Source organism: Ralstonia flaminis, assembly GCF_958415495.1.
GTDB classification, from domain to species: domain Bacteria; phylum Pseudomonadota; class Gammaproteobacteria; order Burkholderiales; family Burkholderiaceae; genus Ralstonia; species Ralstonia flaminis.
The window spans coordinates 193,727-217,206 of the sequence record NZ_CATZLL010000003.1; the positions used below are offsets into that span (position 1 = coordinate 193,727).

At 64.2% G+C, this 23,480-nt stretch carries 23 protein-coding genes; 12 read left to right on the forward strand and 11 right to left on the reverse strand.

The annotated features are described in order from the left end of the window. Positions 1-10 precede the first annotated feature (10 nt). The 3 genes from cydB to R2N11_RS05680 are packed head-to-tail and all read left to right on the forward strand — an operon-like array spanning position 11 to position 1,565. Entirely contained in the window at positions 11-1,153 is a 1,143-nt protein-coding gene (gene cydB / locus R2N11_RS05670) for a cytochrome d ubiquinol oxidase subunit II (RefSeq protein ID WP_316680452.1), read from the forward strand. Between the two features lie 17 nt (positions 1,154-1,170). Next, positions 1,171-1,296 carry a cytochrome bd-I oxidase subunit CydX gene (cydX, locus tag R2N11_RS05675; RefSeq protein WP_316680453.1) on the forward strand — a complete coding sequence of 42 codons (126 nt, stop codon included), beginning with the start codon at positions 1,171-1,173 and terminating at the stop codon, positions 1,294-1,296. Then, the gene (locus R2N11_RS05680) at positions 1,293-1,565 is read left to right on the forward strand and encodes a cyd operon YbgE family protein (RefSeq protein ID WP_199029042.1); all 273 of its coding nucleotides are present in this window, start codon (positions 1,293-1,295) and stop codon (positions 1,563-1,565) included. The genes cydX and R2N11_RS05680 overlap by 4 nt, the downstream gene beginning before the upstream one ends. Positions 1,566-1,569: 4 nt before the next feature. On the opposite strand, the gene R2N11_RS05685 is transcribed toward R2N11_RS05680, so the two are convergent. The 3 genes from R2N11_RS05685 to R2N11_RS05695 form a co-directional block, all read right to left on the reverse strand. Then, positions 1,570-2,190 (reverse strand): DUF4126 domain-containing protein, encoded by a 621-nt coding sequence (locus R2N11_RS05685; protein ID WP_199029040.1) that lies wholly within the window; start codon positions 2,188-2,190, stop codon positions 1,570-1,572. An 82-nt stretch (positions 2,191-2,272) separates the two neighbouring features. Beyond that, a complete protein-coding gene (locus R2N11_RS05690) occupies positions 2,273-2,734 on the reverse strand; it encodes a YjjA family protein (protein ID WP_199029038.1) in 462 nt (153 codons plus the stop codon). Between the two features lie 199 nt (positions 2,735-2,933). Beyond that, the gene (locus R2N11_RS05695) at positions 2,934-3,137 is read right to left on the reverse strand and encodes a cold-shock protein (RefSeq protein ID WP_004631953.1); all 204 of its coding nucleotides are present in this window, start codon (positions 3,135-3,137) and stop codon (positions 2,934-2,936) included. Positions 3,138-3,713: 576 nt separating this feature from the next. Here R2N11_RS05695 and clpS point away from each other — a divergent pair. Together clpS and clpA are read left to right on the forward strand one after the other, a co-directional pair. Beyond that, positions 3,714-4,040 carry an ATP-dependent Clp protease adapter ClpS gene (clpS, locus tag R2N11_RS05700; protein WP_011002382.1) on the forward strand — a complete coding sequence of 109 codons (327 nt, stop codon included), beginning with the start codon at positions 3,714-3,716 and terminating at the stop codon, positions 4,038-4,040. Continuing rightward, the gene (gene clpA / locus R2N11_RS05705; RefSeq protein ID WP_199029036.1) at positions 4,037-6,325 is read left to right on the forward strand and encodes an ATP-dependent Clp protease ATP-binding subunit ClpA; all 2,289 of its coding nucleotides are present in this window, start codon (positions 4,037-4,039) and stop codon (positions 6,323-6,325) included. Before clpS ends, clpA begins: the two co-directional genes overlap by 4 nt. A 78-nt stretch (positions 6,326-6,403) precedes the next feature. On the opposite strand, the gene dut is transcribed toward clpA, so the two are convergent. The 3 genes from dut to coaBC are packed head-to-tail and all read right to left on the reverse strand — an operon-like array spanning position 6,404 to position 9,095. Continuing rightward, positions 6,404-6,850 carry a dUTP diphosphatase gene (gene dut, locus R2N11_RS05710; protein ID WP_316680454.1) on the reverse strand — a complete coding sequence of 149 codons (447 nt, stop codon included), beginning with the start codon at positions 6,848-6,850 and terminating at the stop codon, positions 6,404-6,406. Continuing rightward, positions 6,847-7,893, reverse strand: a complete 1,047-nt coding sequence (locus R2N11_RS05715; RefSeq protein ID WP_316680455.1) for an LLM class flavin-dependent oxidoreductase — start codon at positions 7,891-7,893, stop codon at positions 6,847-6,849. The genes dut and R2N11_RS05715 overlap by 4 nt, the downstream gene beginning before the upstream one ends. Further along, on the reverse strand, positions 7,890-9,095 hold the full coding sequence (gene coaBC / locus R2N11_RS05720) for a bifunctional phosphopantothenoylcysteine decarboxylase/phosphopantothenate--cysteine ligase CoaBC (protein WP_316680456.1): 1,206 nt from the start codon (positions 9,093-9,095) through the stop codon (positions 7,890-7,892). The genes R2N11_RS05715 and coaBC overlap by 4 nt, the downstream gene beginning before the upstream one ends. 149 nt (positions 9,096-9,244) lie before the next feature. Here coaBC and R2N11_RS05725 point away from each other — a divergent pair, with 149 nt between their 5' ends. After that, entirely contained in the window at positions 9,245-9,817 is a 573-nt protein-coding gene (locus tag R2N11_RS05725; protein WP_316680585.1) for a YdcF family protein, read from the forward strand. Positions 9,818-9,827: 10 nt separating this feature from the next. On the opposite strand, the gene R2N11_RS05730 is transcribed toward R2N11_RS05725, so the two are convergent. The 4 genes from R2N11_RS05730 to R2N11_RS05745 form a co-directional block, all read right to left on the reverse strand. Continuing rightward, the gene (locus tag R2N11_RS05730) at positions 9,828-10,205 is read right to left on the reverse strand and encodes a DUF4180 domain-containing protein (protein ID WP_316680457.1); all 378 of its coding nucleotides are present in this window, start codon (positions 10,203-10,205) and stop codon (positions 9,828-9,830) included. A 5-nt stretch (positions 10,206-10,210) separates the two neighbouring features. Next, on the reverse strand, positions 10,211-10,747 hold the full coding sequence (lspA, locus tag R2N11_RS05735; protein WP_199029027.1) for a signal peptidase II: 537 nt from the start codon (positions 10,745-10,747) through the stop codon (positions 10,211-10,213). Beyond that, positions 10,747-13,626, reverse strand: coding sequence for an isoleucine--tRNA ligase (gene ileS, locus R2N11_RS05740; protein ID WP_316680458.1), 2,880 nt, complete (start codon positions 13,624-13,626; stop codon positions 10,747-10,749). Before ileS ends, lspA begins: the two co-directional genes overlap by 1 nt. A 101-nt stretch (positions 13,627-13,727) precedes the next feature. Next, positions 13,728-14,726: a bifunctional riboflavin kinase/FAD synthetase gene (locus tag R2N11_RS05745; protein WP_316680459.1), complete on the reverse strand. Its 999-nt coding sequence runs from the start codon at positions 14,724-14,726 to the stop codon at positions 13,728-13,730. A 222-nt stretch (positions 14,727-14,948) separates the two neighbouring features. On the opposite strand from R2N11_RS05745, the gene R2N11_RS05750 reads away from it, so the two are divergent. After that, entirely contained in the window at positions 14,949-16,784 is a 1,836-nt protein-coding gene (locus R2N11_RS05750) for an ATP-binding response regulator (protein WP_316680461.1), read from the forward strand. Between the two features lie 55 nt (positions 16,785-16,839). Here the strand turns inward: R2N11_RS05750 and R2N11_RS05755 are convergent, their stop codons facing one another. After that, entirely contained in the window at positions 16,840-17,505 is a 666-nt protein-coding gene (locus R2N11_RS05755) for a response regulator transcription factor (protein ID WP_199029019.1), read from the reverse strand. A 415-nt stretch (positions 17,506-17,920) separates the two neighbouring features. Between R2N11_RS05755 and purN the strand changes: the two genes are divergently transcribed. From purN to R2N11_RS05780, 5 genes are all read left to right on the forward strand, one after another. After that, positions 17,921-18,571 (forward strand): phosphoribosylglycinamide formyltransferase, encoded by a 651-nt coding sequence (gene purN, locus R2N11_RS05760; protein ID WP_199029018.1) that lies wholly within the window; start codon positions 17,921-17,923, stop codon positions 18,569-18,571. Beyond that, positions 18,568-19,977 (forward strand): RsmB/NOP family class I SAM-dependent RNA methyltransferase, encoded by a 1,410-nt coding sequence (locus R2N11_RS05765; RefSeq protein WP_199029017.1) that lies wholly within the window; start codon positions 18,568-18,570, stop codon positions 19,975-19,977. Before purN ends, R2N11_RS05765 begins: the two co-directional genes overlap by 4 nt. Next, entirely contained in the window at positions 19,974-20,540 is a 567-nt protein-coding gene (locus R2N11_RS05770) for a phospholipase D family nuclease (RefSeq protein ID WP_316680465.1), read from the forward strand. The genes R2N11_RS05765 and R2N11_RS05770 overlap by 4 nt, the downstream gene beginning before the upstream one ends. 12 nt (positions 20,541-20,552) lie before the next feature. Continuing rightward, entirely contained in the window at positions 20,553-21,917 is a 1,365-nt protein-coding gene (locus R2N11_RS05775) for a mechanosensitive ion channel family protein (RefSeq protein ID WP_199033148.1), read from the forward strand. A 371-nt stretch (positions 21,918-22,288) separates the two neighbouring features. Next, positions 22,289-23,479 (forward strand): DesA family fatty acid desaturase, encoded by a 1,191-nt coding sequence (locus R2N11_RS05780; protein WP_199033149.1) that lies wholly within the window; start codon positions 22,289-22,291, stop codon positions 23,477-23,479. Position 23,480: the final 1 nt, after the last annotated feature.

Here is a 23,480-nt window from a genome sequence, read left to right on the forward strand (position 1 = left end):
GGAGGCCACCATGTTCGACTATCCCACCCTCAAGGTCATCTGGTGGCTGCTGATCGGTGTGTTGCTGATCGGCTTCGCCATCATGGACGGGCATGACATGGGCGTCGGCACGTTGCTGCCCTTCGTCGGCAAGACGGACGACGAGCGGCGTGTCGCCATCAACACCATCGCCCCGCACTGGGACGGCAATCAGGTTTGGTTCATTACCGGCGGCGGCGCGATCTTTGCAGCGTGGCCGCTGGTGTATGCCACCGCGTTCAGCGGGTTCTACTGGGCAATGCTCGCGGTGTTGTGGGCCTTGTTCTTCCGCCCGGTCGGGTTTGACTACCGCAGCAAGATCCACAACGCCACGTGGCGCAAAGCGTGGGATATCGGCCTCTTTGTCGGGGGCGCGGTGCCGCCGCTCATCTTTGGCGTGGCGTTCGGCAATCTGCTGCAGGGTGTGCCGTTCCATTTCGACACCTTCATGGTGGTGACGTACACCGGCACCTTCTGGCAATTGCTGAACCCGTTCGCCATCCTCACGGGCGTGGTGTCGAGCGCGATGATCACCATGCACGGCGGCATCTATCTCGCGCACCGTACGGAAGGGGCGATCCAGCAACGTGCGACGAAGGCCGCAACCGGCGCCGCGATTGTCGCCGTGATTGCCTTCGTAGCGGCGGGTGCATGGCTGCGCTGGGGTGGCATCGAAGGCTATGCCATCACCTCGGCCATTGACCCGGCTGGCGTGTCCAACCCGATGGCCAAGACGGTGGCACGCGCCGCCGATGCTTGGTGGCACAACTACCAAGTGCAGCCGTTGCTCTGGCTGCTGCCCTTGCTCGGCGTGATTGGGCCGCTGCTGGCGACGATGCTGGTGCGGGCAGGGCGCACGTTGATGGCCTTCGTGCTGTCGGCGCTGGGGCTGGCGGGCATCATCACCACGGCGGGCGCTTCGATGTTCCCGTTCGTGCTGCCGTCATCCAGCATGCCCGCCGCCAGCCTGACCGTGTGGGACAGTGTCTCCAGTCACTTCACGCTTGGCCTGATGTTTTGGGCGGCGATCATCTTCACGCCGATCATCCTCGTCTATACGAGCTGGTGTTACCGCGTGATGCGAGGCAAGGTAACGGTCGAACATATCCGGGCCAACGAGCATTCGCTCTACTAACCGCAGGAGGACATGGCATGTGGTATTTCACTTGGGTCCTGGGGGTCGGTTTTGCCGTATTGCTGGCCGTGCTCAATGCGATGTGGGGTGAGGTGAGCGACGCGCGCGCCGCGGGTGTCGCAACAGACGAGGACCGCGTGTGAGCACTGCCGACAAGCCGCGCATCCACGCGGCAAGCCTGAGCACCGGGCTGGTTGTCATGGCGGTCGGCACGGTGTATCCGTACATCGTCACCAATGGCGCTGGCCATGCGGACCATACCCTCGCCATGCTGCTGTTTTGGGCGATGAGCGCGGGGTTGGTGCGCGGTGTGGGGTTCATTCCGCGCCACTGGGTGTGGCGCGTGTTGTTTTCAGGGTGGTCCTGCGCGCTGGCCCTGGTGCTGTTCGGGCTGCTGCGTTTCTTGGGGTGAAGCGCTAGCGCGGCAGGCGGGTGGGGCCGGCGGCAGGTGGCTCCGATGTGCGCCCGCGCAGCACATCACGCAAGCGCCGCACAGCACGCCACAGCTTCGGCAGCAACCAGACGGCCACCAACAGCAGGATCGCCAGCACTATCAGGAATGCAACCGGCAGGAAAAACGACATCAACAGTCCGCCGGTCGCGGTGATGTCTTCGCTGAACGACGCCACCCAGTTCGAGAACGGCTCGGGAGAGGCGTTGATCAGCGCACGCGTTCCCGCCTTGGTGGCGTGCGCCGTTCCAGCCAGTGTGCCGCCAATCAATCCTGCCGCCACCATCCATTGAGGATCGAGTTGCCCAAATGCGGCTGCCGCCAGGATGGCCCCAGCGGGAATGCGGATGAAGGTCTGGATGCTGTCCCAGACGGAATCGAACCCCGGGATCTTGTCGGCCAGGAACTCAGCCACGGCCAGCACACCGGCCAACCCGATCACCCACCACGATTCGAGCATCTGCAGCCCCTGCGGCAGGTGAAGCCAGCCTGTGCGACCCAGCACACCGGCAGCAAACACGGCCAGGTAGAGGCGGAATCCGCTGGTCCAGGACAAGCCTGCGGCCAGCGCTGCGGTTTCCAGCATGGGGCTCCTTGCACGTTCAGGCAGGCCCGACGGGCGCTTGCCGATACTGGCAGTGTAGTGCCCGTACGCCTGCCCGGTTGGCTTACAGCAGCGACTTGCCCTGCGACAGGATCTTGTCGCACGCCTGCTTGGTGATCTGCTCCTTGATGCTGCTCAGGTCGAACGTACTGCCATTGGAGCCGGTGAGCAGGCCCTTTGCGCCGTCGCTGTAGCCGGGGTCGGAGGACGGCGTGCCGCCCAGCTTGCCCAGCAGCTTGTCTTTGACGGAGGCTGCGCCCGATGCGCCACCCAGGTAGTTGTTCTTGATGCAGAATTCCAGCACACCGGCCACATTGCCCGTGCTGCCAGACGTCAGCGAGCCCAGCGAAGGCAGTCCACCTGCCCCACCGAGATTGCCGAGGCCGCCCAAACCACCGGATGCGCCCTGGCTATTGCCCTGCGTCGCCCCTTTGATGAGATCGCCGATCTGGGCTTGGGCAGCGGCTGGCAGTAGCGCAGCAACCAGGGTGAGGGCGGCGGCGATTCGGATTGGGTGGCGTGTCATGTGGGGCTCCTTGGGGTGGATGGTGCGGATAACAGAGGGGACACCACTACCGTAGCGCACGGCCGGGCGAAATGACGTGTTGCGCAACATGTGGCATGGCCGTCATTCTCCACCGCCCGAGCAACAAAAAACCCGGCTGGTCGCCGGGTTTTTTGCATTTCAGTACCCTTGCCAGAGGCCGGGTGCTGGATGACGCGAATCAGGCCGCCTGGATGTTGGTGGCTTGCTTGCCCTTCGGGCCCTGCGTCACTTCGAACGAGACGCGCTGATTTTCCTTGAGCGTCTTGAAGCCAGCCATCTGGATGGCAGAGAAATGCGCAAACAACTCTTCGCCGCCTTCATCAGGCGAGATGAAACCGAAACCCTTGGCGTCGTTAAACCATTTGACAGTACCGAGTGCCATGAAAACCCCTCCGAGAAAACACAAGTCCAAGCCGGGAGGAGTTGCCTGTCGGGGCAGTGCAGAGCGGTACCGCGCAGTCATCGCCCGGCCGTCGGCTCTGGAGCACGACGAATGGCGCGGGTGGAACCGCGCCGCAAGCGATCGGTCTTCTTGTGGCAAAACACCACAGCCTGAAGCGGTTGTCGATCTGTTGTCGACTGGTGTGAGGCCTCCCGGGCTCACCATTCATGAGGCTTGCTGCCAAGTGTTTTTGGGGCAGTAAGGCGCACATGTTGAGTTCGATTGTTCGAGGAAAGCAACAGACTGTCAAGGCTACCAAAGGTGGGTTTGTGGCGAAAATCGGTCAGTTTTTGAAGAGGTTTTGCTCGAAACTCCGCAAATCGTCCCCACCTGCCGGAAACGTTCGGCAATCAGGGCTGGTGCGTGCCCCGTTCCCAGTCCTTGGCTGGCGGGTGGCGCGCCTCTCGCCCGAGGTGCCGACTGGCGAACGCAGTTCCGGCCAAACCATTTGCAGGGCTTGAAATCGGCGTTATTTCCCTAAATTGCGAAGTCGAAAGGAGTGGTTAGAATAAGACCATGGCAATCCGGCAAGCGACCACTCCACAACACGATGCAGGCACCGTCCTGGAGCGGAAAGAGCAAGCGCTCAAACCGCCCGCGATGTACAAGGTGCTGCTGCTCAACGACGACTACACCCCGATGGAATTCGTCGTGATGATCCTTCAGCAATATTTCAGCAAAGACCGGGAGACAGCGACGCAAATCATGCTGACTGTGCATCGGGAAGGTAGGGGCGTGTGCGGTATCTACACTCGGGATATCGCCGCGACGAAAGTGGAATTAGTATCGACCCATGCACGGCAGGCGGGGCATCCGCTGCAGTGCGTGATGGAGGAAGCATGATCGCGCAAGAACTGGAAGTCAGCCTGCACATGGCGTTTGTCGAAGCCCGGCAGGCTCGCCACGAATTCATTACGGTGGAGCATCTGCTGCTTGCGCTGCTGGACAATCCGACGGCTGCGGAGGTGCTGCGCGCCTGCGCCGCCAATATCGAAGACCTCCGAACGCATTTGAAGAACTTCATCGCCGACAACACCCCGGTGGTGCCCGGCACGGACGAGGTGGATACGCAGCCCACGCTGGGTTTCCAGCGTGTGATCCAGCGCGCCATCATGCACGTGCAGTCCACCTCCAACGGCAAGAAAGAGGTGACGGGCGCCAACGTGCTGGTTGCCATCTTCGGCGAGAAGGATTCCCACGCGGTGTACTACCTCCAGCAACAGGGCGTGACCCGGCTGGACGTCGTCAACTTCATCAGCCACGGTATCCGCAAGGATCAGGCAGAGCCGGCCAAGCACGGTGACGCCAACCCCGAAGGTGAGGGCGGCGACGGCAAGGAGAGCCCGCTGGAGCAGTTCACCCAGAACCTGAACGCGCTGGCCAAGGCCGGCAAGATCGATCCGCTGATCGGCCGTGAGCAGGAAGTAGAGCGCGTGGTGCAGGTGCTGTGCCGCCGCCGCAAGAACAACCCGCTGCTGGTGGGCGAGGCTGGTGTCGGCAAGACCGCCATTGCCGAGGGTTTGGCATGGCGCATCACCAAGGGTGAGGTGCCGGACATTCTCGCGAAGTCCGTCGTCTACTCGCTCGACATGGGCGCCCTGCTGGCCGGCACCAAGTACCGTGGTGACTTTGAGCAGCGCCTGAAGGGCGTGCTGAAGTCGCTCAAGGACAACCCGAACGCGATCCTGTTCATCGACGAAATCCACACGCTGATCGGCGCGGGCGCCGCTTCGGGCGGCACGCTGGACGCCAGCAACCTGCTCAAGCCGGCACTGTCGTCGGGTGCGCTCAAGTGCATCGGCGCGACCACGTTCACGGAATACCGCGGCATCTTTGAGAAGGATGCAGCCTTGTCGCGGCGCTTCCAGAAGATCGACGTGGTGGAACCGACGGTCGACCAGACTGTGCAGATTCTGCGTGGGCTGAAGTCGCGCTTTGAAGAGCACCACGGCGTGAAATACGCGTCGTCGGCGTTGACCGCTGCGGCTGAATTGTCGGCGCGCTTCATCACCGACCGCCACCTGCCGGACAAGGCAATCGACGTGATCGACGAAGCCGGTGCCGCGCAACGCATCCTGCCGAAGTCGAAGCAGAAGAAGACGATTGGCAAGACCGAGATCGAAGATATCGTCTCGCGCATCGCCCGTGTCCCACCGCAAAGCGTGTCGCAGGACGACCGCAGCAAGCTGCAGACGTTGGAGCGCGACCTGAAGTCTGTTGTGTTCGGGCAAGACCCGGCTATCGACGCGCTGGCTTCGGCAATCAAGATGTCGCGCGCCGGGCTGGGTAAGACGGACAAGCCGATCGGCTCGTTCCTGTTCAGCGGCCCGACGGGTGTTGGCAAGACGGAAGTCGCCAAGCAACTGGCGTTCATCCTGGGCATCGAGCTGATCCGCTTCGACATGTCGGAGTACATGGAGCGTCATGCGGTGAGCCGGCTGATCGGCGCGCCGCCGGGCTATGTGGGCTTTGACCAGGGCGGTCTGCTGACGGAAGCCGTCACCAAGAAGCCGCACTGCGTGTTGTTGCTGGACGAGATTGAGAAGGCGCACCCGGACATCTTCAACATCCTGCTGCAGGTGATGGACCACGGTGCGCTGACGGACAACAACGGCCGCAAGGCGGATTTCCGCAACGTGATCATCGTCATGACGACCAACGCGGGCGCCGAGACGATGAACAAGGCGACCATCGGCTTCACCACGACGCGCGAACAGGGCGACGAGATGGCCGACATCAAGCGCATGTTCACGCCGGAGTTCCGCAACCGTCTGGATGCGACCATCAGCTTCCGCTCGCTGGATGAGGAAATCATCATGCGTGTGGTCGACAAGTTCCTCATGCAGTTGGAAGAACAGCTGCACGAAAAGAAGGTGGACGCCATCTTCACCGAGAAGCTGCGTCGCTTCCTGGCGAAGAAGGGTTTTGACCCGCTGATGGGCGCGCGCCCGATGCAACGCCTGATCCAGGACATGATCCGCAAGGCGCTGGCCGACGAGTTGCTGTTCGGTAAGCTGACCAGCGGCGGTAAGGTGGTTGTGGACCTGGACGACGCCGATGCAGTGAAGCTGGAGTTCTCCGAGAATGAAGCGCCGCCCGCGCCTGCACAGGAAGAAGCGGAAGCCTGACGGAACTGTCGCTCCAAATGAAACGGCCCGGCGAGGTTTGGTAACTCGCCGGGCCGTTTTCTATCGTGTGGACGGTGCTTAGTGACGTCCAGTGCTGCCGAAACCGCCAGCACCACGGTCGCTCTCGGCAAAGTCGTCGACGATGTTCAGTTCGGCCTGCACCACCGGCACGATCACGAGTTGTGCAAGGCGCTCCATCGGATTGAGCACGAATGCCGTGCTGCCACGGTTCCACGTGCTCACCATCAACTGGCCCTGGTAGTCCGAATCGATCAGGCCGACCAGGTTGCCGAGCACGATGCCGTGCTTGTGGCCCATGCCCGAGCGCGGCAGGATCAGCGCCGCATAGCTGGGGTCAGCCAGGTGGATGGCCATGCCGGTCGGGATCAGGTGCGTGGTGCCGGGTTCGATGGTGAGCGGGGTGTCGATGCAGGCGCGCAAGTCCAGGCCGGCGCTGCCGGTGGTGGCGTACTGCGGGAGCTGTTCGTGCAGGCGGGCGTCGAGGATCTTGACGTCGAGTTTCATGCGGGGCAGGCCGAAGAGGAGGTGACAGAAGCCGGAGATGGTAGCGCAAACGCCTCGGCCAGCAGCTCGTACGAGCGCAAGCGGGCTTTGTAGCTGGGCGCGACGGTCAGCACGATCAGCTCATCGGCGACGAAGCGGTCCTTGAGGGCATGCATCTGGTCGGCAATCGATTCTGGCGTGCCGATGATGCTGCGCGGCCGTTCGCGCATGACGATGGCCTGATCGCGCTCGGTATAGACGTGGGCTTCGCCTTGCTCGACGGTCGGGATGGGGCCGTTGGCGCCGAGCGCCATCTGCAGGCGGCGCAGGTCGACGGCAGCTTCATAGCGGCGCGCTTCGGCTTCCGTGTCCGCAGCAATCACGAAGACAGCGGCTGCACTGTACGGGCGCGCGTCATAGTTCGGTTCGAAGTCCGTACGGTACTGCTGCGTGACGATGTGGCCGACGTGCGGGTTGATGAAGTGCGCGAAGGCGAAGCGGATGCCCAAACGCGCGGCCAGTGCACCGCCAAAATCGCTGGAGCCGAGCATCCACAGCTCGGGCTTGGTGTCGATCTCGGGCTGCAGGAGCACGCCATACGCGGGGTGATCGGACGGCAGCGTGCCGGTCAGATGCCAGATCAGTTCCTGCACCTGCTGCGGGAAGATGTCGCCGCGGTTGTAGTCGCCCATGGCCACGGCTTGCGCGGTACGCATGTCGCCGCCGGGTGCGCGGCCGACACCGAGGTCGATGCGGTTCGGGAACAACGCTTCCAACAGGCGGAACTGCTCGGCCAGCTTGAACGGGCTGTAGTAGGGCAGCATCACGCCGCCGGAGCCTACGCGCAGGTGCTTCGTGGCGCTCGCCACACGGGCGATCATGACCTCGGGTGCGGGGTTGCTGACGCCGCGCAGGCCGTGGTGCTCTGCGCACCAGTAGCGCGTGTAGCCGAGCGAATCGGTGAGTTGCGCCAGGTCCACTGTCGCGGCAATGGCGTCGCGTGCGCTGTGGCCGTAGATGACGGGGCTCTGGTCGAGAACGGAGAGTCGGATTGGCGTGTTCATGACTGCACCCCATGCAGGCGATCGGCAATGGCGGCAACGATCTGGCGTGCCAGCGTCAGCTTGTCGGCGCGCGGCAGGCGCGTGATGCCGCTGGCATCGAACAGCGCGACTTCGTTGTCGTCGCGGCCAAACGTCTGGTGGCCAAGGTTGCCGACCAGCAGCGGAATCCCTTTCTTCTGGCGCTTGGCCTCGCCAAATTCTTCCAGTCGCTCGGTCTCGGCAGCAAAGCCGACGCAGAACGGCGCATGTGCACGATGGGCGACGGCGGCGAGGATGTCCGGGTTCTGCGTGAACGTGAGCGTCGGCACGTCGGTGTCGTTCTGCTTCTTCAGCTTCTGGTCGGCAGCCTGCACCACGCGCCAGTCGGCCACCGCAGCCACGGCGATGAAGATGTCGTTCTTCGTGGTGTCCAGCTCGCGCATCACCGCATCGTGCATCTGCTGGGCGGTCTGCACATCAATGCGCAGCACGCCGGCGGGCGTGTTCTGGTGACAAGGCCCGGCGACGAGCGTGACTTCCGCACCCGCTTGCGATGCGGCGCGCGCCAGCGCAAAGCCCATCTTGCCGCTGGAGAGATTCGTGATGCCGCGTACGGGGTCGATCGGTTCGAAGGTCGGGCCGGCAGTCAGCAGCACACGGCGGCCGCGCAGCAGCTTGGGGCTAAAGAAGCCGATGAGCTGTTCGACGATATCTTCTGGCTCCAGCATGCGGCCGTCACCGACTTCGCCGCAGGCCTGGTCGCCAGCATCGGGGCCGAGCAGGGTGACGTCGTCTGCGCGCAGTTGGGCGGCGTTGCGCTGCGTAGCGGGCGCGGCCCACATCTGCCGATTCATGGCGGGGGCCACGAGCAGCGGGCAATCACGTGCGATACACAGCGTAGAGAGCAGATCGTCGGCCATGCCGTGCGCGAGCTTGGCGAGGAAATCCGTCGACGCTGGGGCGATGACGATGGCATCGGCCTCGCGCGAGAGGTCGATGTGCGGCATGTTGTTGCCGATCCGGTTGTCCCATTCCGACGTGAAGACCGGGCGGCCGGAAAGCGCCTGCATCGTCACCGGCGTGATGAAGTGCGTGGCGGCGTCGGTCATCACCACCTGCACGGTGGCGCCTGCCTTGGTCAGCAGCCGCACCAACTCGGCCGACTTGTAGCACGCGATGCCGCCGGTCAGACCGAGAACAAAGTGTTTGCCTTGCAGTTCCATAAAAACCCGCTTGGGAATGCGATTGACGCAATGTGCGTGGGCAGGATACAACCCGGTGCCCGGGTCGCCTGCTGAACAGTGGCGATGATACCGGCTTGGCTTCAGGCGCGTCCGGCGCCCCGATTTGTCCTCAAATGCTTATTCTCGATATGGTTTTCTGTCGTTCAGCAGTTCGCAACGTATTGGCTGTGATTGGCGCCTGCGCCATCGTGGCGGTGGTGGTTGGGACCGCGCTCGTGCGCGAGTCCAAGGCTTGGTTGCGGGAGGAATTCGTGCCTGCCCACGCGGACGTGATCGTTGTGCTGGGCGGGGAATCGGGCCAGCGCGTGATTGGCGCAGCGGAGCTGTTCCATGCTGGCGTGGCGCCGCGTGTGTTTGTGAGCGGCGAGGGTGATTGCCTATTGATCGAGCGCCGCCTAGTGATGGCTGGTGTGCCGGCTGACCGTATCGGCCACGAATGCCAATCCGGCAGCACGATGGAAAATGCGCAAATGACGCGCCAGACACTGGCCGGCAATCCCGTGCACAGCGCTGTGCTGGTCACAAGCTGGTACCACACGGGTCGTGCGTTGAAGGTGTTCCGCCAGGTCTGGCCGGAAGTGACGTGGGGTGTGCGCGGCGTATTCCCCGGTGACACGCTCACCAAGTCGTTCCCGATCTACGAAGCCGGGACGATTGTGGCGGAGTACATCAAGCGGGCGTGGTACGCCGTGCGCTATTGAGGATTGAAGGCTATTGAGCCGGCATGGGCCGCGCATTGACGGCCAGGTCGGCAAGCGTCGGCACAAAGCGGATCGTGTCGCGCTTGTTGGACTCGCGCACCCAGTCGCGCAGCGCGCTGCTGGCGTCCAGGTGTGCTGAGATGTCGCCCACCACGGCGAGCTTCAGCCGGTAGTTGGTGATCTTCTGCGCGATGCCGCCAGCCAGACCGGAGCGCAGCGCAAAGAACGCTGCGTCCAGCCGGTCAACGGGCACGGCGACCATCGATGCGCCGTGGCCCAGGGCTTCGCCAATCAGGTAGTCCAGCGCGTCCTGCTCGCTGGCGATGCGCGGGCCGTCCTGGCTGAGGCACAGCACCGCTTCACCGTTCCACTGCTGAAGTTCGGCCATGGGGCTCAGCGACGCACGCGCCGCAGTTCATCGATGATCAGTAGCACCGCGCCGATGCAGATACCGCAGTCCGCCACGTTGAAGGCGGGCCAGTGGTAGCCATTCAGGTGGAAGTCGAGAAAGTCCACTACATGGCCGTAGATGACGCGGTCGATCACGTTGCCCAGCGCGCCGCCCAGGATCAGCGCCAGCGCGAAGCAGAACATCTTCTGCCCGCTGTGTCGCTTGAGCAGCCAGATGATGAACACCGCTGCCGCCACGCCCAGACCCGTGAAGAACCAGCGCTGCCAGCCGCCGGCCGCCGCCAGGAACGAGAACGCCGCGCCCTTGTTATAGGCCAGCACCAGGTTGAAAAACCCGGTGATGGGGCGCGATTCTCCCCAGACAAAGGTCTTGCTGATGGCAACCTTGGTCAACTGGTCCAGCAGGATCCAGATGACAGCGAGGCCCAGCCATGGGCCAACGCCGTGGCCACCGCTGCTGCTTTTCTTCAACCCGACCGCTTTGCTCTTGCCGTTGTTGCCGCCGTTACGAGCCGCCATCACGCAGCGCTCCGTTGTTCACCAGCGCCGAACAGGTTGTCGGTGCAACGGCTGCACAGTGTCGGGTGCGCGGCGTCATGGCCGACGTCGGCACGATAGTGCCAGCAGCGCTCGCACTTGGCGTGTGCAGATGGCACCACGCTGATGAGCAGATCGCCGCCCTCCGGCGCGCGCTCCAGTTTGGCGGCTGACGTGATCAACACAAAGCGCAGGTCGTCGCCCAAGCTGGCCAGTGCGTCGTACACCGAGTCGCCGGCCGAGACGGTCACTTCCGCCTGCAGCGACGAACCGATTTTGCCGTCCACACGCAGCGTTTCCAGTTGCTTGGTCACTTCGCCGCGCACGTTGCGGATGGCAGCCCACTTCTCCAGCAGGGCGCTGGCGCCTTGCGGCAGCGGAGCGTTGTAGTAGGTGCTGGTGAAGATGGTGTCGGTGTTCTCCGTGCCGTGCGCGAAGACTTGCCATGCTTCTTCCGCCGTGAACGACAGGAACGGCGCCATCCAGTGCAACATCGCCTGGGTGATGTGATACAGCGCGTTCTGGGCCGAGCGGCGCGCCACCGAATCGGGCGCCGTGGTGTACAGGCGGTCCTTCAGCACGTCGAGGTAGAAGCCGCCCAGGTCTTCCGAGCAGAACGTCTGCAGCTTGGCGACCACTGGGTGGAACTCGTACACGTCGTAGTGCGACAGGACTTCCTTCTGCAGCGCGTCCGTCATCGCGACGGCGTAGCGGTCGATTTCGAGCCATTGCTCGGTCGGCAGCGCGTGCTTGGCGTGGTCGTAGTCCGTCAGGTTGGCGAGCAGGAAGCGCAGCGTGTTGCGGATGCGGCGATAGCCTTCCACCACGCGCTTCAGGATCTCGTCCGAGATGGCGAGTTCGCCCGAGTAGTCGGTCGAGGCCACCCACAGGCGGATGATCTCGGCGCCCATCTTGTTGGCGATTTCCTGCGGCGCGATCGTGTTGCCGATCGATTTCGACATCTTGCGGCCTTCGCCATCCACCGTGAAACCGTGCGTGAGCAGGCCCTTGTACGGTGGCTTGCCGTACAGCATCGAGGCGGTCAGCAGCGATGAATGGAACCAGCCGCGGTGCTGGTCCGATCCTTCCAGGTACAGGTCAGCCAGGCGACCGTCCGGCAGGTCAGCCGAGGCGTCGTACAGGTCCGCTGCGTGCGAGCCGCGGATGACATGCCAGTGCGTCGTGCCCGAGTCGAACCACACGTCGAGCGTGTCGCGGTTCTTTTCGTACATGTCGGCGTCATCGCCGAGCAGTTCGCGCGGGTCGAGCGTCTGCCAAGCTTCGATGCCATCTTTCTCGATGCGCTGGGCAACTTGCTCCAGCAGCTCGGGTGTGCGCGGGTGCAGCGCGCCGGTTTCCTTGTGCACGAAGAAGGCCATCGGCACGCCCCATTGACGCTGGCGCGAGAGCGTCCAGTCCGGGCGGTTGGCAATCATGTTGTGCAGGCGCTGCTTGCCCCACGACGGATAGAACGCGGTGGCGTCGATGCCAGCCAGCGCCGTTTCGCGCAGCGTGCCGTTGCCGTCGTTGGGCTGCACGTCCATGCCCGCGAACCACTGCGAGGTGGCGCGGTAGATGATCGGCGTCTTGTGGCGCCAGCAGTGCATGTAGCTGTGCGGGTGCTTGTGCGCGTCGAACAGGTTGCCCGAGTCACGCAGCACTTCGACGATCTTCGGGTTGGCATCCCAGATCATCTGGCCGCCGAACAGCGGCAGCGTCGATGCGTACACGCCGTTGCCCATCACCGGGTTGATGATGTCGGCGTCGACCATGCCGTGCGCCTTGCACGACTGGAAGTCCTCCACGCCATAGGCGGGCGCGGAGTGGACGATGCCGGTACCGGTATCGGTGGTCACATAGTCGCCCAGGTAGACAGGCGACAGACGGTCATAACCCGCGTCCATCTTGGCGAGCGGGTGGTGGAAGCGCACGCCCGAGAGCGCCGCACCTTCGCACGTGGCCAGCACGGTGCCTTCGAGCTTCCAGTTCTGCAGGCAGGCCTCGACGCGCTCCTTGGCGACGATCAGCAGGCCGCGCGGCGTGTCGACCAGCGCATATTCCACTTCCGGGTGCAGGTTCAGCGCTTGGTTGGAAGGGATCGTCCACGGCGTGGTGGTCCAGATCACGATCCAGCCCGGCTTGGCCTTGAGCACATCCGCGCCTACGTGGAAGGCGCTCGACAGTGCGTCGATGTCGGCAAACGGGAAGCCGACATCGATCGACAGATCAGTGCGGTCCGCATATTCGACTTCTGCCTCGGCCAGCGCCGAGCCGCAGTCGAAGCACCAGTTGACCGGCTTCAGGCCGCGGAACACGTAGCCCTTCTCCAGGATCTTGCCCAGCGCGCGCACCTCGTCCGCTTCATTGCGGAAGTTCATGGTCAGGTACGGATCGGCCCAGTCGCCCAGCACGCCCAGGCGCTCAAAGTCCACCTTCTGGCGGGCAATCTGGCCGGTGGCGTAGGCACGCGCCTTCTCCTGCACTTCCTTGACGGGCAGGCCCTTGCCGAATTGCTTTTCGATCTGGATTTCGATCGGCATGCCGTGGCAGTCCCAGCCCGGCACGTAGACGGCGTCCAGGCCCGTCAGGCCGCGCGCCTTGATCACCATGTCCTTAAGGATCTTGTTGACCGCGTGGCCGATGTGCAGGTCGCCGTTCGCATACGGCGGACCGTCGTGCAGGATGAACTTCTTCGCGCCTTTGCGCGCGGCGCGGATCTTCTTGTAGAGCTGCTTGTCCTGCCACTGCTTGACCCATTGCGGCTCGCGCTTGGGCAGATCGCCGCGCATGGGGAAGGGGGTGTCGAGCAGGTTAACCGGGTACTTGCTCTTCTCCGGCGTGGGCTTCTTGGAATCGGACATGGTGTGATGTGAGGCAGATTCGGGCAAATCGGATCGATGCAGCGCCTGTCAGTGCTGGGCGTGCGCGCGGAGTAGCTTCGGGCGGCGAGTGTGTCAGCCGCCTACTGAATTCGGTCGGTGGCGGAGGTGGCGAAATCGCGCCGCAGCGCGGGGGATTCGCCGGCTGCCGGAATCGGCAAGCCGAAGAAGTTGCGCGCGTCCACACAGTCTTGCGCGATGGCGTCTTTCAGCGCATCAAGCGAATCGAAGCGGGCCTCGTCGCGCAGCTTCTTCATGAATTCCACGCGCACCAGCTTGCCGTAGACGCTGGCGTTGTAATCGAAGATATGGACTTCCAACAGCACGCGGCCGGAGTCATCCACCGTCGGGCGCACGCCGATGCTGGCGACGGCCGGCAGCGGTTTCTCTGCCAGCCCGTGCACCTGCACCACGAAGATGCCCGACACCGCCGGTTTGCGGTGCGAAATCCGCAGGTTCAGCGTCGGAAAACCCAACGAGCGCCCGAGCTTCTGCCCGTGCACCACGTGCCCGCTGATGGCGTAACCGTGGCCGAGCAGGCGGCGCGCGTGTTCCAGATCACCGGCGGCCAGCGCCTCGCGCACGGCTGAGCTGGAGATGCGGATGCCGGATTCCGACACCGAGCCCATCTGCTCGACCTCAAAGCCGAACTGCGCGCCGGCAGCCTGCAGATAAGTAAAGTCGCCCGCGCGCTTGGCGCCGAAGCGGAAGTCATCGCCCACCAGCAGCCAGCGCGTGTGCAGGCCGTCAACCAGCACATTGCGCACGAACTCGTCTGGCGTCTGCCCTGCGAAGTGGGCGTTGAAGTGCTCCACGACCACGCGATCAACGCCCTGGCGGCGCAGGCTTTCCAGCTTGTCGCGCAGCAGCGCGATGCGGGTGGGCGCACGGTCCGGCATGAAGAACTCGCGCGGATGCGGCTCGAAGGTCATGACCGTGAGCGGCAACCCGCGTGCGTCGGCCGCCGCGCGTGCGCGGGCCAGCAGAGACTGGTGGCCACGGTGCACGCCGTCGAAGTTGCCGATGGTCAGCGCGCAAGGCGCGCGACTCTCGGCGTTGGGCAGGCCGCGAAAGACTTTCACGAGAAGCGTTGGTGGTCGAGGAAAAAGAAGCTGTTTTCGTGCCGGATTGGCGTGGCAATCCGCAAAAATCCAGCAAAACGCACATTATATAAGGGATTGCCCCAGCGCCGTCGGGCGCGGGGCCGAACGGGGGCAGGGGTGTTGCACAATCATCCGAACGGTGTGCCCGCCCGTTGTAACCTTGCGGCACAATCCGGTATCCGGTTTCTTCCCCGCATTCCTTTGAACGCCCCGTTGCGCATCTTCTTTACCAAGTTTGGGCTTGCCAGCCGCGCGCCGCTTGAACTGGACGCTCGTGCCAAGCTGCTTGCTGCCGTGCATCGCGGCGCACCCATGGGGATCGCGGCTTCTGTCGTACTGCCCGCCTTGACCGTGGCGGCGTTCTGGACAGATGCCTCGATCCGTCCGGCCCTGCTGGGCTGGTGCCTGATCATGCTGTGCCTGACCGCCTCGGGCCTGCGCTTCTATTTCGGCTATCGCTACGACCTGACGCGCATGACGTTGGCCGCGCACACCCGTAAATGGTGGACGGGCATGCACGTCATGTCGGGCGTGGGCGGGGTGGCCTGGGGCTGCTCGGCGGGGTTGTACCTGATGTCGCCGTCGCTGGAGTTCAGCAGCCTGCTGATGATCGTCATCATCGGCGTGGCGGCGGGGGCGGTGCTGTCGCAGGCGCCGGTGCCGTCCAACCTGCTGATTCTCGGGACGGGCATTTTGGCGCCGCACTTTGCGCTGGCCGAACAGGCGTTTCCGGGACACGGCTTGTATCTGCGCGGCGTGCTGCTGTTCTTCGCGGCGTTCCTGGCCCGGCATGCGGTGAACATTCACAACACGCTGGTGCGCGAAATTCAGCTCGAGAACGAAAGCCGTCAGCTTGCGCGCCGGTATCAGGATGAGAAGCAGCGTGCGCTGTCGGCGTCCGAAGAAAAGTCGCGCTTCCTGGCCGCGGCCAGCCACGACCTGCGCCAGCCGGTGCACGCGATCGTGCTGCTGGTGGAAGCGCTGCGGGCGCGCAACCAGTCGGAATCGCTGGCGCCGCTGGTGGAGCAGTTGGCCTCGGGCGCGGCCACCATCGACCTGCTGTTCCGCTCGCTTCTGGACCTGTCCAAACTGGAGAGCCGCAAGACCTCGCCGACGCTGGAGCCGGTGGACCTGGGAGAGGTCATCACCGAGGTGGTCCAGCAGTTCATGCCCGATGCGCGCGCCAAGGGGCTGACGCTTGCGCAGCGCATTCCGCCGCTACCGGTATTTGGCATGGCTGAGCCGGTGCTGCTGCGCCGGGCGCTGTTCAACCTGCTGCAGAACGCCCTGCGCTATACCGAGCGCGGCGGCGTGATGGTGGCGCTGCGCGTACGCCAGAAGTACCTGCGGATCGAGGTGTGGGATACCGGTATCGGTATCGCGCCGGAGCACCAGAAAGACATCTTCTCGACGTACTACCAGGTCGAGAACCCGGAGCGTGACCCGAGCCAGGGTCTCGGCCTGGGTCTGTCGATCTACAAGGAATGCGTGCGTTTGCTGCGTGGCACCTTTGGCGTGCGCTCGGTGCCGGGGCGGGGCTCGATGTTCTGGATGGCGCTGCGTCCGGTGCCGGCTGAAGTCAAGGCGCCGCTGGCTGCCCAACCGCGCGCCGAGCAGAAGCGTGCGGTGCTCGATCAGCCGCGCTTCTCGGGCGTGGTGCTGGTGGTCGATGACGATCCTCAGATCCGCAAGGCCTGGCACGCGCTGCTCGAAGCCTGGGGGGTGGAGGTGCACAGTGCCGCCGATGGCACTGCCGCCGATCAACTGCTTGCGAAGGGCCTGCGTCCGCAGATCATCTTCTGCGACCTGCGCTTGCCGGGTAAGGAAGACGGCCTGCAACTGCTGGAGCGCTGGCAGGTCAGTCATCCGGACGCCCATGCGGTGTTGCTCACGGGCGATCGCAACTCCGACGCCCTTGCGCGCGCTGAGGAAGCTGGCTACCTGCTGCTGGCCAAGCCGATGGACCCGAATATGCTGCGCGTGCTGCTCAAACGCTGGCTGCGCGGGCGCGCAGCCGAGCCGCAGATCGCGTACTGAGGGGAAAGGGCTGGATTGGCGCCGTCGTCGATGGCGGCGCCATGAAGATCAGGCGTCAGGCCGCGCCTGTCAGGCGGAAGCGCTCCATACGCGAGATGATCTGGATGCGCGTACGCACGCCCAGCCGCTGCAGGATCGCCGAGACGTGTTCCTTGACGGTGTTCTCCGTTAGACCCAGCTGGCGAGCGATGGACTTGTTCGGCAGGCCCTCAAGCAGCAGCGCCAGCACCGAGCCCTGACGCGGCGTCAGGCCCAGTTCGGCCGGCGTGATGGGGATGCCGTGCGAGGCACTGCCCTTGCCATTGGCGCCGCCCAGATCATCTTCCGACGGGAACGACGAATCCCCGCCGAAAATGCCGGCCACTGCCTTGGAGAACGCATGCGCATCGGCGTGCTTGCCGATGAAGCCGATGGCGCCCAGGGCCTGTGCCTTGGCGACGATTTCGGGTGTGTTCTCGGCTGACATGAAGGCAAAGCGTGCCTCGGGCAACTTGCCGCGCAGCTCGCGCATGGCATCGAAGCCGGTGCAGTCAGACAGCCAAACGTCGAGCAGCACGACATCCGGCCGGACACCGTCATCGACGAGCGCCAGCGCCTGGCGGCGGCCGATGGCCGCGTGCACCTGGACTTCAGGCAAGGCTTGTGCAAGAAACGTGGTCGTGCCAGACAAGGCGAGAGGGTGGTCGTCGACCACCAGCAGGCTACGCAGCGAGCTCGTCATTCTTATTCCCCGGTGAGGGCAGTGCCCTCTTGTTGTTGTAACGCGTGCCGACCCGGCGCGGGCGGTGGCCGTCAAGCTTGGTGCCGATCAGCCGTCACGGTTATCGACCGCACGATGTTGCAGCGCAGGATGATCGTTGGCGAGATATGCGACGGATCACCGCTGGCAGCACCCCGACCCCCGGGTGCGCGGACAATTATGGGGCCGAGATTATCAGACGGCGGCGCAGCGCGCCAACGTCCCTACGCCCGTTTTTATCGGCACGAGAGGGATTTTGCTGAAGCCCGTCGGCTAAATACCACGCTACCGGTAAAAGCGGGCCTGGCACGGCCATGGGGGCGCCACCCAGGGCGTCGTCCGAGGCATCTCACCGGATTTTCTCGGGGGAGTGCGGCGCACTTGATAAAATGCCGCGATGAAAAACATCGTCATTCTCATTTCCGGACGTGGCTCGAATATGGAAGCCATCGTTCGTGCCTGTCAGACCGAGGGTTGGCCGGGGCGCATTGCCGCCGTGATCTCCAACCGCCCCGACGCCGCTGGCCTCAAATTTGCCGCCTCGCACGGCATCGCCACTGCGGTGGTCGACCACAAGGGCTTTCCCGACCGCGACAGCTTCGACACCGCCCTGGCGCAGGTCATCGACGGGTTCTCGCCCGATCTGGTGGTGCTGGCGGGCTTCATGCGCATCCTGACGCCGGGCTTCGTCAACCATTACGCCGGGCGCATGCTGAACATCCATCCATCGCTGTTGCCGTGCTTCCCCGGCTTGCATACGCATGAGCAGGCACTGGCCATGGGCGTGAAGGTGCATGGCGCAACGGTCCATTTCGTGACTGCCGAGCTGGACCACGGCCCGATCGTGCTGCAGGCCGCCATCGAAGTGCGGCAGGGCGACACGCCGGATTCGCTCGCCGGGCGATTGCTGACGCAGGAGCATGTGATCTATCCGCGTGCCGTACGCTGGTTTGTGGAAGGACGCTTGCGCGTCGAGCAGGGCGTGGTCCGGGTTTCGCCGGATGCGTCGCAACTTGTCATTGGCGCCCGCGCCCAGGAGGCAGCATGAGTCAGGATCGTCAGCGTTCGCGCAACGGCGGTGGTAACAGCGGTGGCGGCAACAAGCGCCCCAGTTCAGGTCACGGCGCGGGCGGCGGTGGGTGGTATCGCGCGCCGCAGGGCAAGCCCCAGCAACGCAGCGCCCCGCGCCCGCGCACGGGTGTGCACGGCAGCCATTTCGAGCACCTGGACAAGGTGCTTGCACGCCTGCTGCACTTTGCGGCACCGGCCGACATGGTCGTTAGCCAGTATTTCCGTGAGCACCACGAACTGGGCCATCGCGAGCGCGGCATCATTGCCGAGGCGGCGTTTGCCGTGCTGCGCCGCAAGGTCGAATTCGGCCAGTTTGCCGAGAGCGGCTCCGGCCCGGCGCGTCGCCGCCTGGTGGTGCTTGGCCTGCTGCAGACCGCTGGCCGCGAGGCCATCGCCCCGTTCCTGACGCCGGTCGAGGTCGAATGGCTGGATCGCTGGGAGCTCCGCGATCGCGCTGCCCTGGCGCCACGCGTGCGCGCCAACCTGCCGGACTGGTTGTTCGACGCGCTGGTCGCGCAGCATGGCGCCGACTTTACCGAGGTACTGGCGCAGGCCTGGCTGACACCGGCGCCGCTGGACTTGCGCGTGAACACGCTCAAGGGCGAACGCGATGCGGTGCTTGCCACCTTGGCCGAGGCCGGTATCGAAGGCGCGGCTGCGCCGTTGTCGCCGGTGGGCATCCGCCTGGCGGGCAAGCCAGCGCTGAACAAGCTCGACATCTTCACCAACGGCACGGTCGAGGTGCAGGACGAGGGCAGCCAGCTGCTGTGCCAACTCCTGGCGCCCAAGCGCGGCGAGATGGTGGTGGACTTCTGCGCGGGCGCGGGTGGCAAGACGCTGGCGATTGGTGCGGCGATGCGCTCGACTGGGCGGCTGTATGCCTTCGACGTGTCGGAAAAACGCCTGTCCAACCTGGGCCCGCGCTTGGCGCGCAGTGGCCTGTCGAACGTGCATCCGAGCCGCATCGACAGCGAGCACGATGCCAAGATCAAGCGCCTGGCCGGCAAGATCGACCGCGTGCTGGTCGACGCGCCGTGCAGCGGACTGGGCACGCTGCGCCGCAATCCGGATCTGAAATGGCGCCAATCTGCGCAGGCCGTGGAAGAGATGTCGACCAAGCAGCAGTCGATCCTCGCCTCGGCGGCGCGGCTGCTCAAACCGGGCGGTCGCCTTGTCTACGCAACGTGCAGCGTGCTGGCGCGCGAGAACCAGCAGGTGGTCGAGCAGTTCCTGGCCGCCCATGAAGACTTCGTGCTCGTGCCCGCCGGCGAAGTGCTGGCTGCGCAGAAGATCGCGCTGGAGATGGGCCCGTACCTGGAGCTGTATCCGCACGTGCATCAGACCGACGGCTTCTTCGCGGCCGTGCTGGAGCGCCGCGCATGATATTGCGCCTGGGGTTGCTGTTGGCCACCGTGTTGGCCTTCAGCGCGGGCGGCATTGCACAGGCACGCAACACGCCGCCGGTGCAGCCCGCCAAGGGCACGGTGCAGGCGGCCTTCACGCCGGACGATGACATCGAAAGCTTGCTGGCCGACGCCGTTGACCAGGCCCGCGAGCAGGTACTGGTGCAGGCCTACCTGCTCTCGAACAAGGCGATCACGCGGGCGCTGCTGGCCGCGCATCAGCGTGGCGTGGATGTGCGCGTGCTGGCCGACCGTGAGCAGATGATGCGTTCGAACGGCAGCCGAGTCCCTGAAATCGCCAACGCCGGTATCCCTGTGTGGCTGGAGGTGCGCTACAAGAACGCGCACAACAAAGTCATCGTGATCGACCCACGCGGGCCGCATCCGGTGCTGGTGACCGGCAGCTTCAATTTCACGCAGACCGCGCAGCGCGGCAACGCCGAGAACGTGCTGATCGTGCGTGGCGATGCCGACCTGGCGCAGCGCTACGCCGCCAACTGGCAGAAGCATGTGGGCGATGCGTTGCCTTATCGCACGCAATAACGGCCGTCCTCGATGAATGGAATTCCGCTGAACCACATCGCGCTGGGCCACATGATCGGCGACATCGTCTCTGATCTGGGCGGCCCGCGCTTCATCTGGCAGCTGGGCGTGCTCGTGCTGCTGCTGGGCGCCGCTTGGCTGATGGCACGGCCTATCGCGCGGCGCCTGCACGCGGGCCACGTGAATGACACGTTCGCGTTGCGCTTCGCGTGGTCGAGCCTGGAGCGGGCGATGTTCCCGCTGATTGGCTGGCTGCTGGTGCTCGGGGCGCGCTACGCGCTGGTCGGGGTCATGCCGATCAGCGTGTTCCGGCTGGCGGCGGTGCCGCTGTTCGGCCTGACGATGCTGTACCTCACGTTCTACGTGCTGCGCCGCGTGCTGTCGGCCAATGGCGAACTGCACGGCATGCTGGTGCTGGTTCAGCGTGTGCTGACCACATTGATGTGGATCGGCATGGTGCTTTACGTGCTGGGCGTGCTGGGTGACGTGATCGATTATCTGGACGGCATCCGGTTCGCGATCGGCGGCAAGCAGAAGGTGAGCCTCGCGGCCATGCTGATGGGCGCGGTGTGGATCCTGCTCACCGTGCTGATCGCAATGTGGTTCGGCTCGTGGCTGGACAACCGTATCACGCGCGCCAAGGCCATCGACGCCAACCTGAAGGTGGTGCTCTCGCGCGTTGCCAAGGCGGTGCTGCTGCTGGTGTCGTTGTTGCTGAGCCTGTCGCTGGTGGGGATCGACCTGACAGTGCTGTCGGTGTTTGGCGGCGCACTGGGTGTGGGCCTGGGCTTCGGCTTGCAGAAGATCGCCAGCAACTATGTCTCGGGCTTCATCATCCTGCTGGAGCGCTCGCTCAAGCTGGGTGACCAGATCACGGTCAGCACCTATACGGGCATCGTCACGCAGATCCGCACGCGCTACACCGTGGTGCGCAACGGTGATGGCGACACGTTGGTGCCGAACGAGTTGATGGTTGCGCAGGCGGTGCAGAACCATAACGAGCGCGGTATGGTGCGCGTGGCAGTGCGGGTGCAGGCGTCATATGCGGCGGACCCGGAAGCAGTGCTCGCGCTGCTCGTGCAATGCGCCGAAGGGGTCCCGCGTGTGTTGACCGATCCGGCGCCGGCCGCATTCATGGCGCTGTTTGCCGACAGCGGCATCGAGTACGAGTTGGGTGTGTGGATCAATGACCCGCACAACGGCAAGCTGGGTGTGCAGTCTGCCTTGAACCGCGCCATCTACCGCCGCTTCAAGGAGGCGGGGATCGAGATTCCGTATCCGCAGCGCGAAGTGCGCGTGCTGGGGCCGCTGGCATTGCAGCAAGGTGTCTCGGGTGATGCGGGCGTCCCATCCGTCGACTCGTCTGCGCCGGCCTGATGATTTAGCACACTGCCGTCAGGAACGATGCCCCTTTGTTTTGGGTCAAACTGACGGTTTTCCCTCATGGATTAGAGGGGGTATTCGGTTAAAATGCCGGATGTTCCCGTAAAGGATCAGACGGCACCGTCGCAGTGGCTTCCACTTGCGGCAAAGGGCCGCGAACAGCTTGCATTGCGCAGGAGCGGAAGTCATATGACCGGCGACACGGCGCTCGCCGATGTGACGCGCAAGCCGGGTGCCAACACCCGATTCCCCGCCAAGACGACCCCACTGTCGCAGCCTTGCGACAGCGGATGGCCTCAAGAGGCAGCAACGTCGCTTTCGACCTAGGCTGCTTTGATCACCCCGAGTTGACCACGGAGACCACTTTGATCGACTCCTTTCTGAATTTCCTTGCCAACGGCACCCTGGATTGGGCCTGGTGGCAAATCCTGATTTTCACGCTGGTGGTGACGCATATCACCATCGCCGCTGTCACGATCTTCCTGCACCGCTGCATGGCGCACCGCGCGCTGGATCTGCATCCGATTCCCGCGCACTTCTTCCGCTTCTGGCTGTGGCTGACGACCGGCATGGTCACGCGTGAATGGACTGCCATCCACCGCAAGCACCACGCCAAGTGCGAAACCGAAGACGATCCGCACAGCCCGCAGACGCGCGGCATCCGCAAGGTGCTGCTGGAAGGCGCCGAACTGTATCGCGCTGAAGCCAAGAATCAGGAAACCATCCAGAAGTTCAGCCACGGCACGCCGGACGACTGGATCGAGCACAACCTGTATTCCAAGTTCACGTGGCAAGGCGTTGGCCTGATGCTGATCCTGGACGTGCTGATGTTCGGTGCGATCGGCCTGACGGTGTGGGCAGTGCAGATGCTGTGGATTCCGATCAATGCTGCCGGCATCATCAATGGCCTGGGCCACTACTGGGGCTATCGCAACTTCGACTGCGAAGACGCTTCGACCAACGTGTCGCCGTGGGGCCTGATCATTGGTGGCGAAGAGTTGCATAACAACCACCACACGTACGCCACGTCGGCCAAGTTCTCGGTCAAGTGGTATGAGTTCGACATCGGTTGGGGTTACATCCGCGCGCTGGAGATCGTTGGCCTGGCCAAGGTCAAGAAAGTGGCGCCCAAGGCACGCTTTGTGGATGCAAAGCCGGTTGACCAGAACACGCTGGAAGCCATCATCGCCAACCGTTATGACGTGATGGCTCGCTACGCCAAGACCGTCAAGGCGGCTTACCGCCAAGAGCTGGCCAAGCTGAAGGATTCGCGCGACGTGGAATACCGTGCGCTGAAACCGGCCCGCAAGTGGTTCCATCGCGACGAAACCAAGCTGGGTGCGCCGCAGCGTGAGCAGCTCTCGCAGATCGTCTCGGATCACTCGTCGCTGCACACCTTTGTGGAAATGCGCCGCGAGTTGGGCGCCCTGTGGGGCCGCTCGAACGCGACGCGCGAGCAACTGCTGCACCAACTGCAGGACTGGTGCAAGCGTGCCGAGGAAAGCGGCATCCACGCGCTGCAGGAATTTGCCCTGCGCCTGCGCCGCTACGCCTGAG

Coding starts and splice junctions, on each gene's coding strand:
- cydB (WP_316680452.1), top strand. CDS start 11: ATGTTCGACTATCCCACCCTCAAGGTCATCTGGTGGCTGCTGATCGGT.
- cydX (WP_316680453.1), top strand. CDS start 1,171: ATGTGGTATTTCACTTGGGTCCTGGGGGTCGGTTTTGCCGTATTGCTG.
- R2N11_RS05685 (WP_199029040.1), bottom strand. CDS start 2,190: ATGCTGGAAACCGCAGCGCTGGCCGCAGGCTTGTCCTGGACCAGCGGA.
- R2N11_RS05690 (WP_199029038.1), bottom strand. CDS start 2,734: ATGACACGCCACCCAATCCGAATCGCCGCCGCCCTCACCCTGGTTGCT.
- R2N11_RS05695 (WP_004631953.1), bottom strand. CDS start 3,137: ATGGCACTCGGTACTGTCAAATGGTTTAACGACGCCAAGGGTTTCGGT.
- clpS (WP_011002382.1), top strand. CDS start 3,714: ATGGCAATCCGGCAAGCGACCACTCCACAACACGATGCAGGCACCGTC.
- clpA (WP_199029036.1), top strand. CDS start 4,037: ATGATCGCGCAAGAACTGGAAGTCAGCCTGCACATGGCGTTTGTCGAA.
- dut (WP_316680454.1), bottom strand. CDS start 6,850: ATGAAACTCGACGTCAAGATCCTCGACGCCCGCCTGCACGAACAGCTC.
- R2N11_RS05715 (WP_316680455.1), bottom strand. CDS start 7,893: ATGAACACGCCAATCCGACTCTCCGTTCTCGACCAGAGCCCCGTCATC.
- coaBC (WP_316680456.1), bottom strand. CDS start 9,095: ATGGAACTGCAAGGCAAACACTTTGTTCTCGGTCTGACCGGCGGCATC.
- R2N11_RS05725 (WP_316680585.1), top strand. CDS start 9,245: ATGGTTTTCTGTCGTTCAGCAGTTCGCAACGTATTGGCTGTGATTGGC.
- R2N11_RS05730 (WP_316680457.1), bottom strand. CDS start 10,205: ATGGCCGAACTTCAGCAGTGGAACGGTGAAGCGGTGCTGTGCCTCAGC.
- lspA (WP_199029027.1), bottom strand. CDS start 10,747: ATGGCGGCTCGTAACGGCGGCAACAACGGCAAGAGCAAAGCGGTCGGG.
- ileS (WP_316680458.1), bottom strand. CDS start 13,626: ATGTCCGATTCCAAGAAGCCCACGCCGGAGAAGAGCAAGTACCCGGTT.
- R2N11_RS05755 (WP_199029019.1), bottom strand. CDS start 17,505: ATGACGAGCTCGCTGCGTAGCCTGCTGGTGGTCGACGACCACCCTCTC.
- purN (WP_199029018.1), top strand. CDS start 17,921: ATGAAAAACATCGTCATTCTCATTTCCGGACGTGGCTCGAATATGGAA.
- R2N11_RS05765 (WP_199029017.1), top strand. CDS start 18,568: ATGAGTCAGGATCGTCAGCGTTCGCGCAACGGCGGTGGTAACAGCGGT.
- R2N11_RS05770 (WP_316680465.1), top strand. CDS start 19,974: ATGATATTGCGCCTGGGGTTGCTGTTGGCCACCGTGTTGGCCTTCAGC.
- R2N11_RS05775 (WP_199033148.1), top strand. CDS start 20,553: ATGAATGGAATTCCGCTGAACCACATCGCGCTGGGCCACATGATCGGC.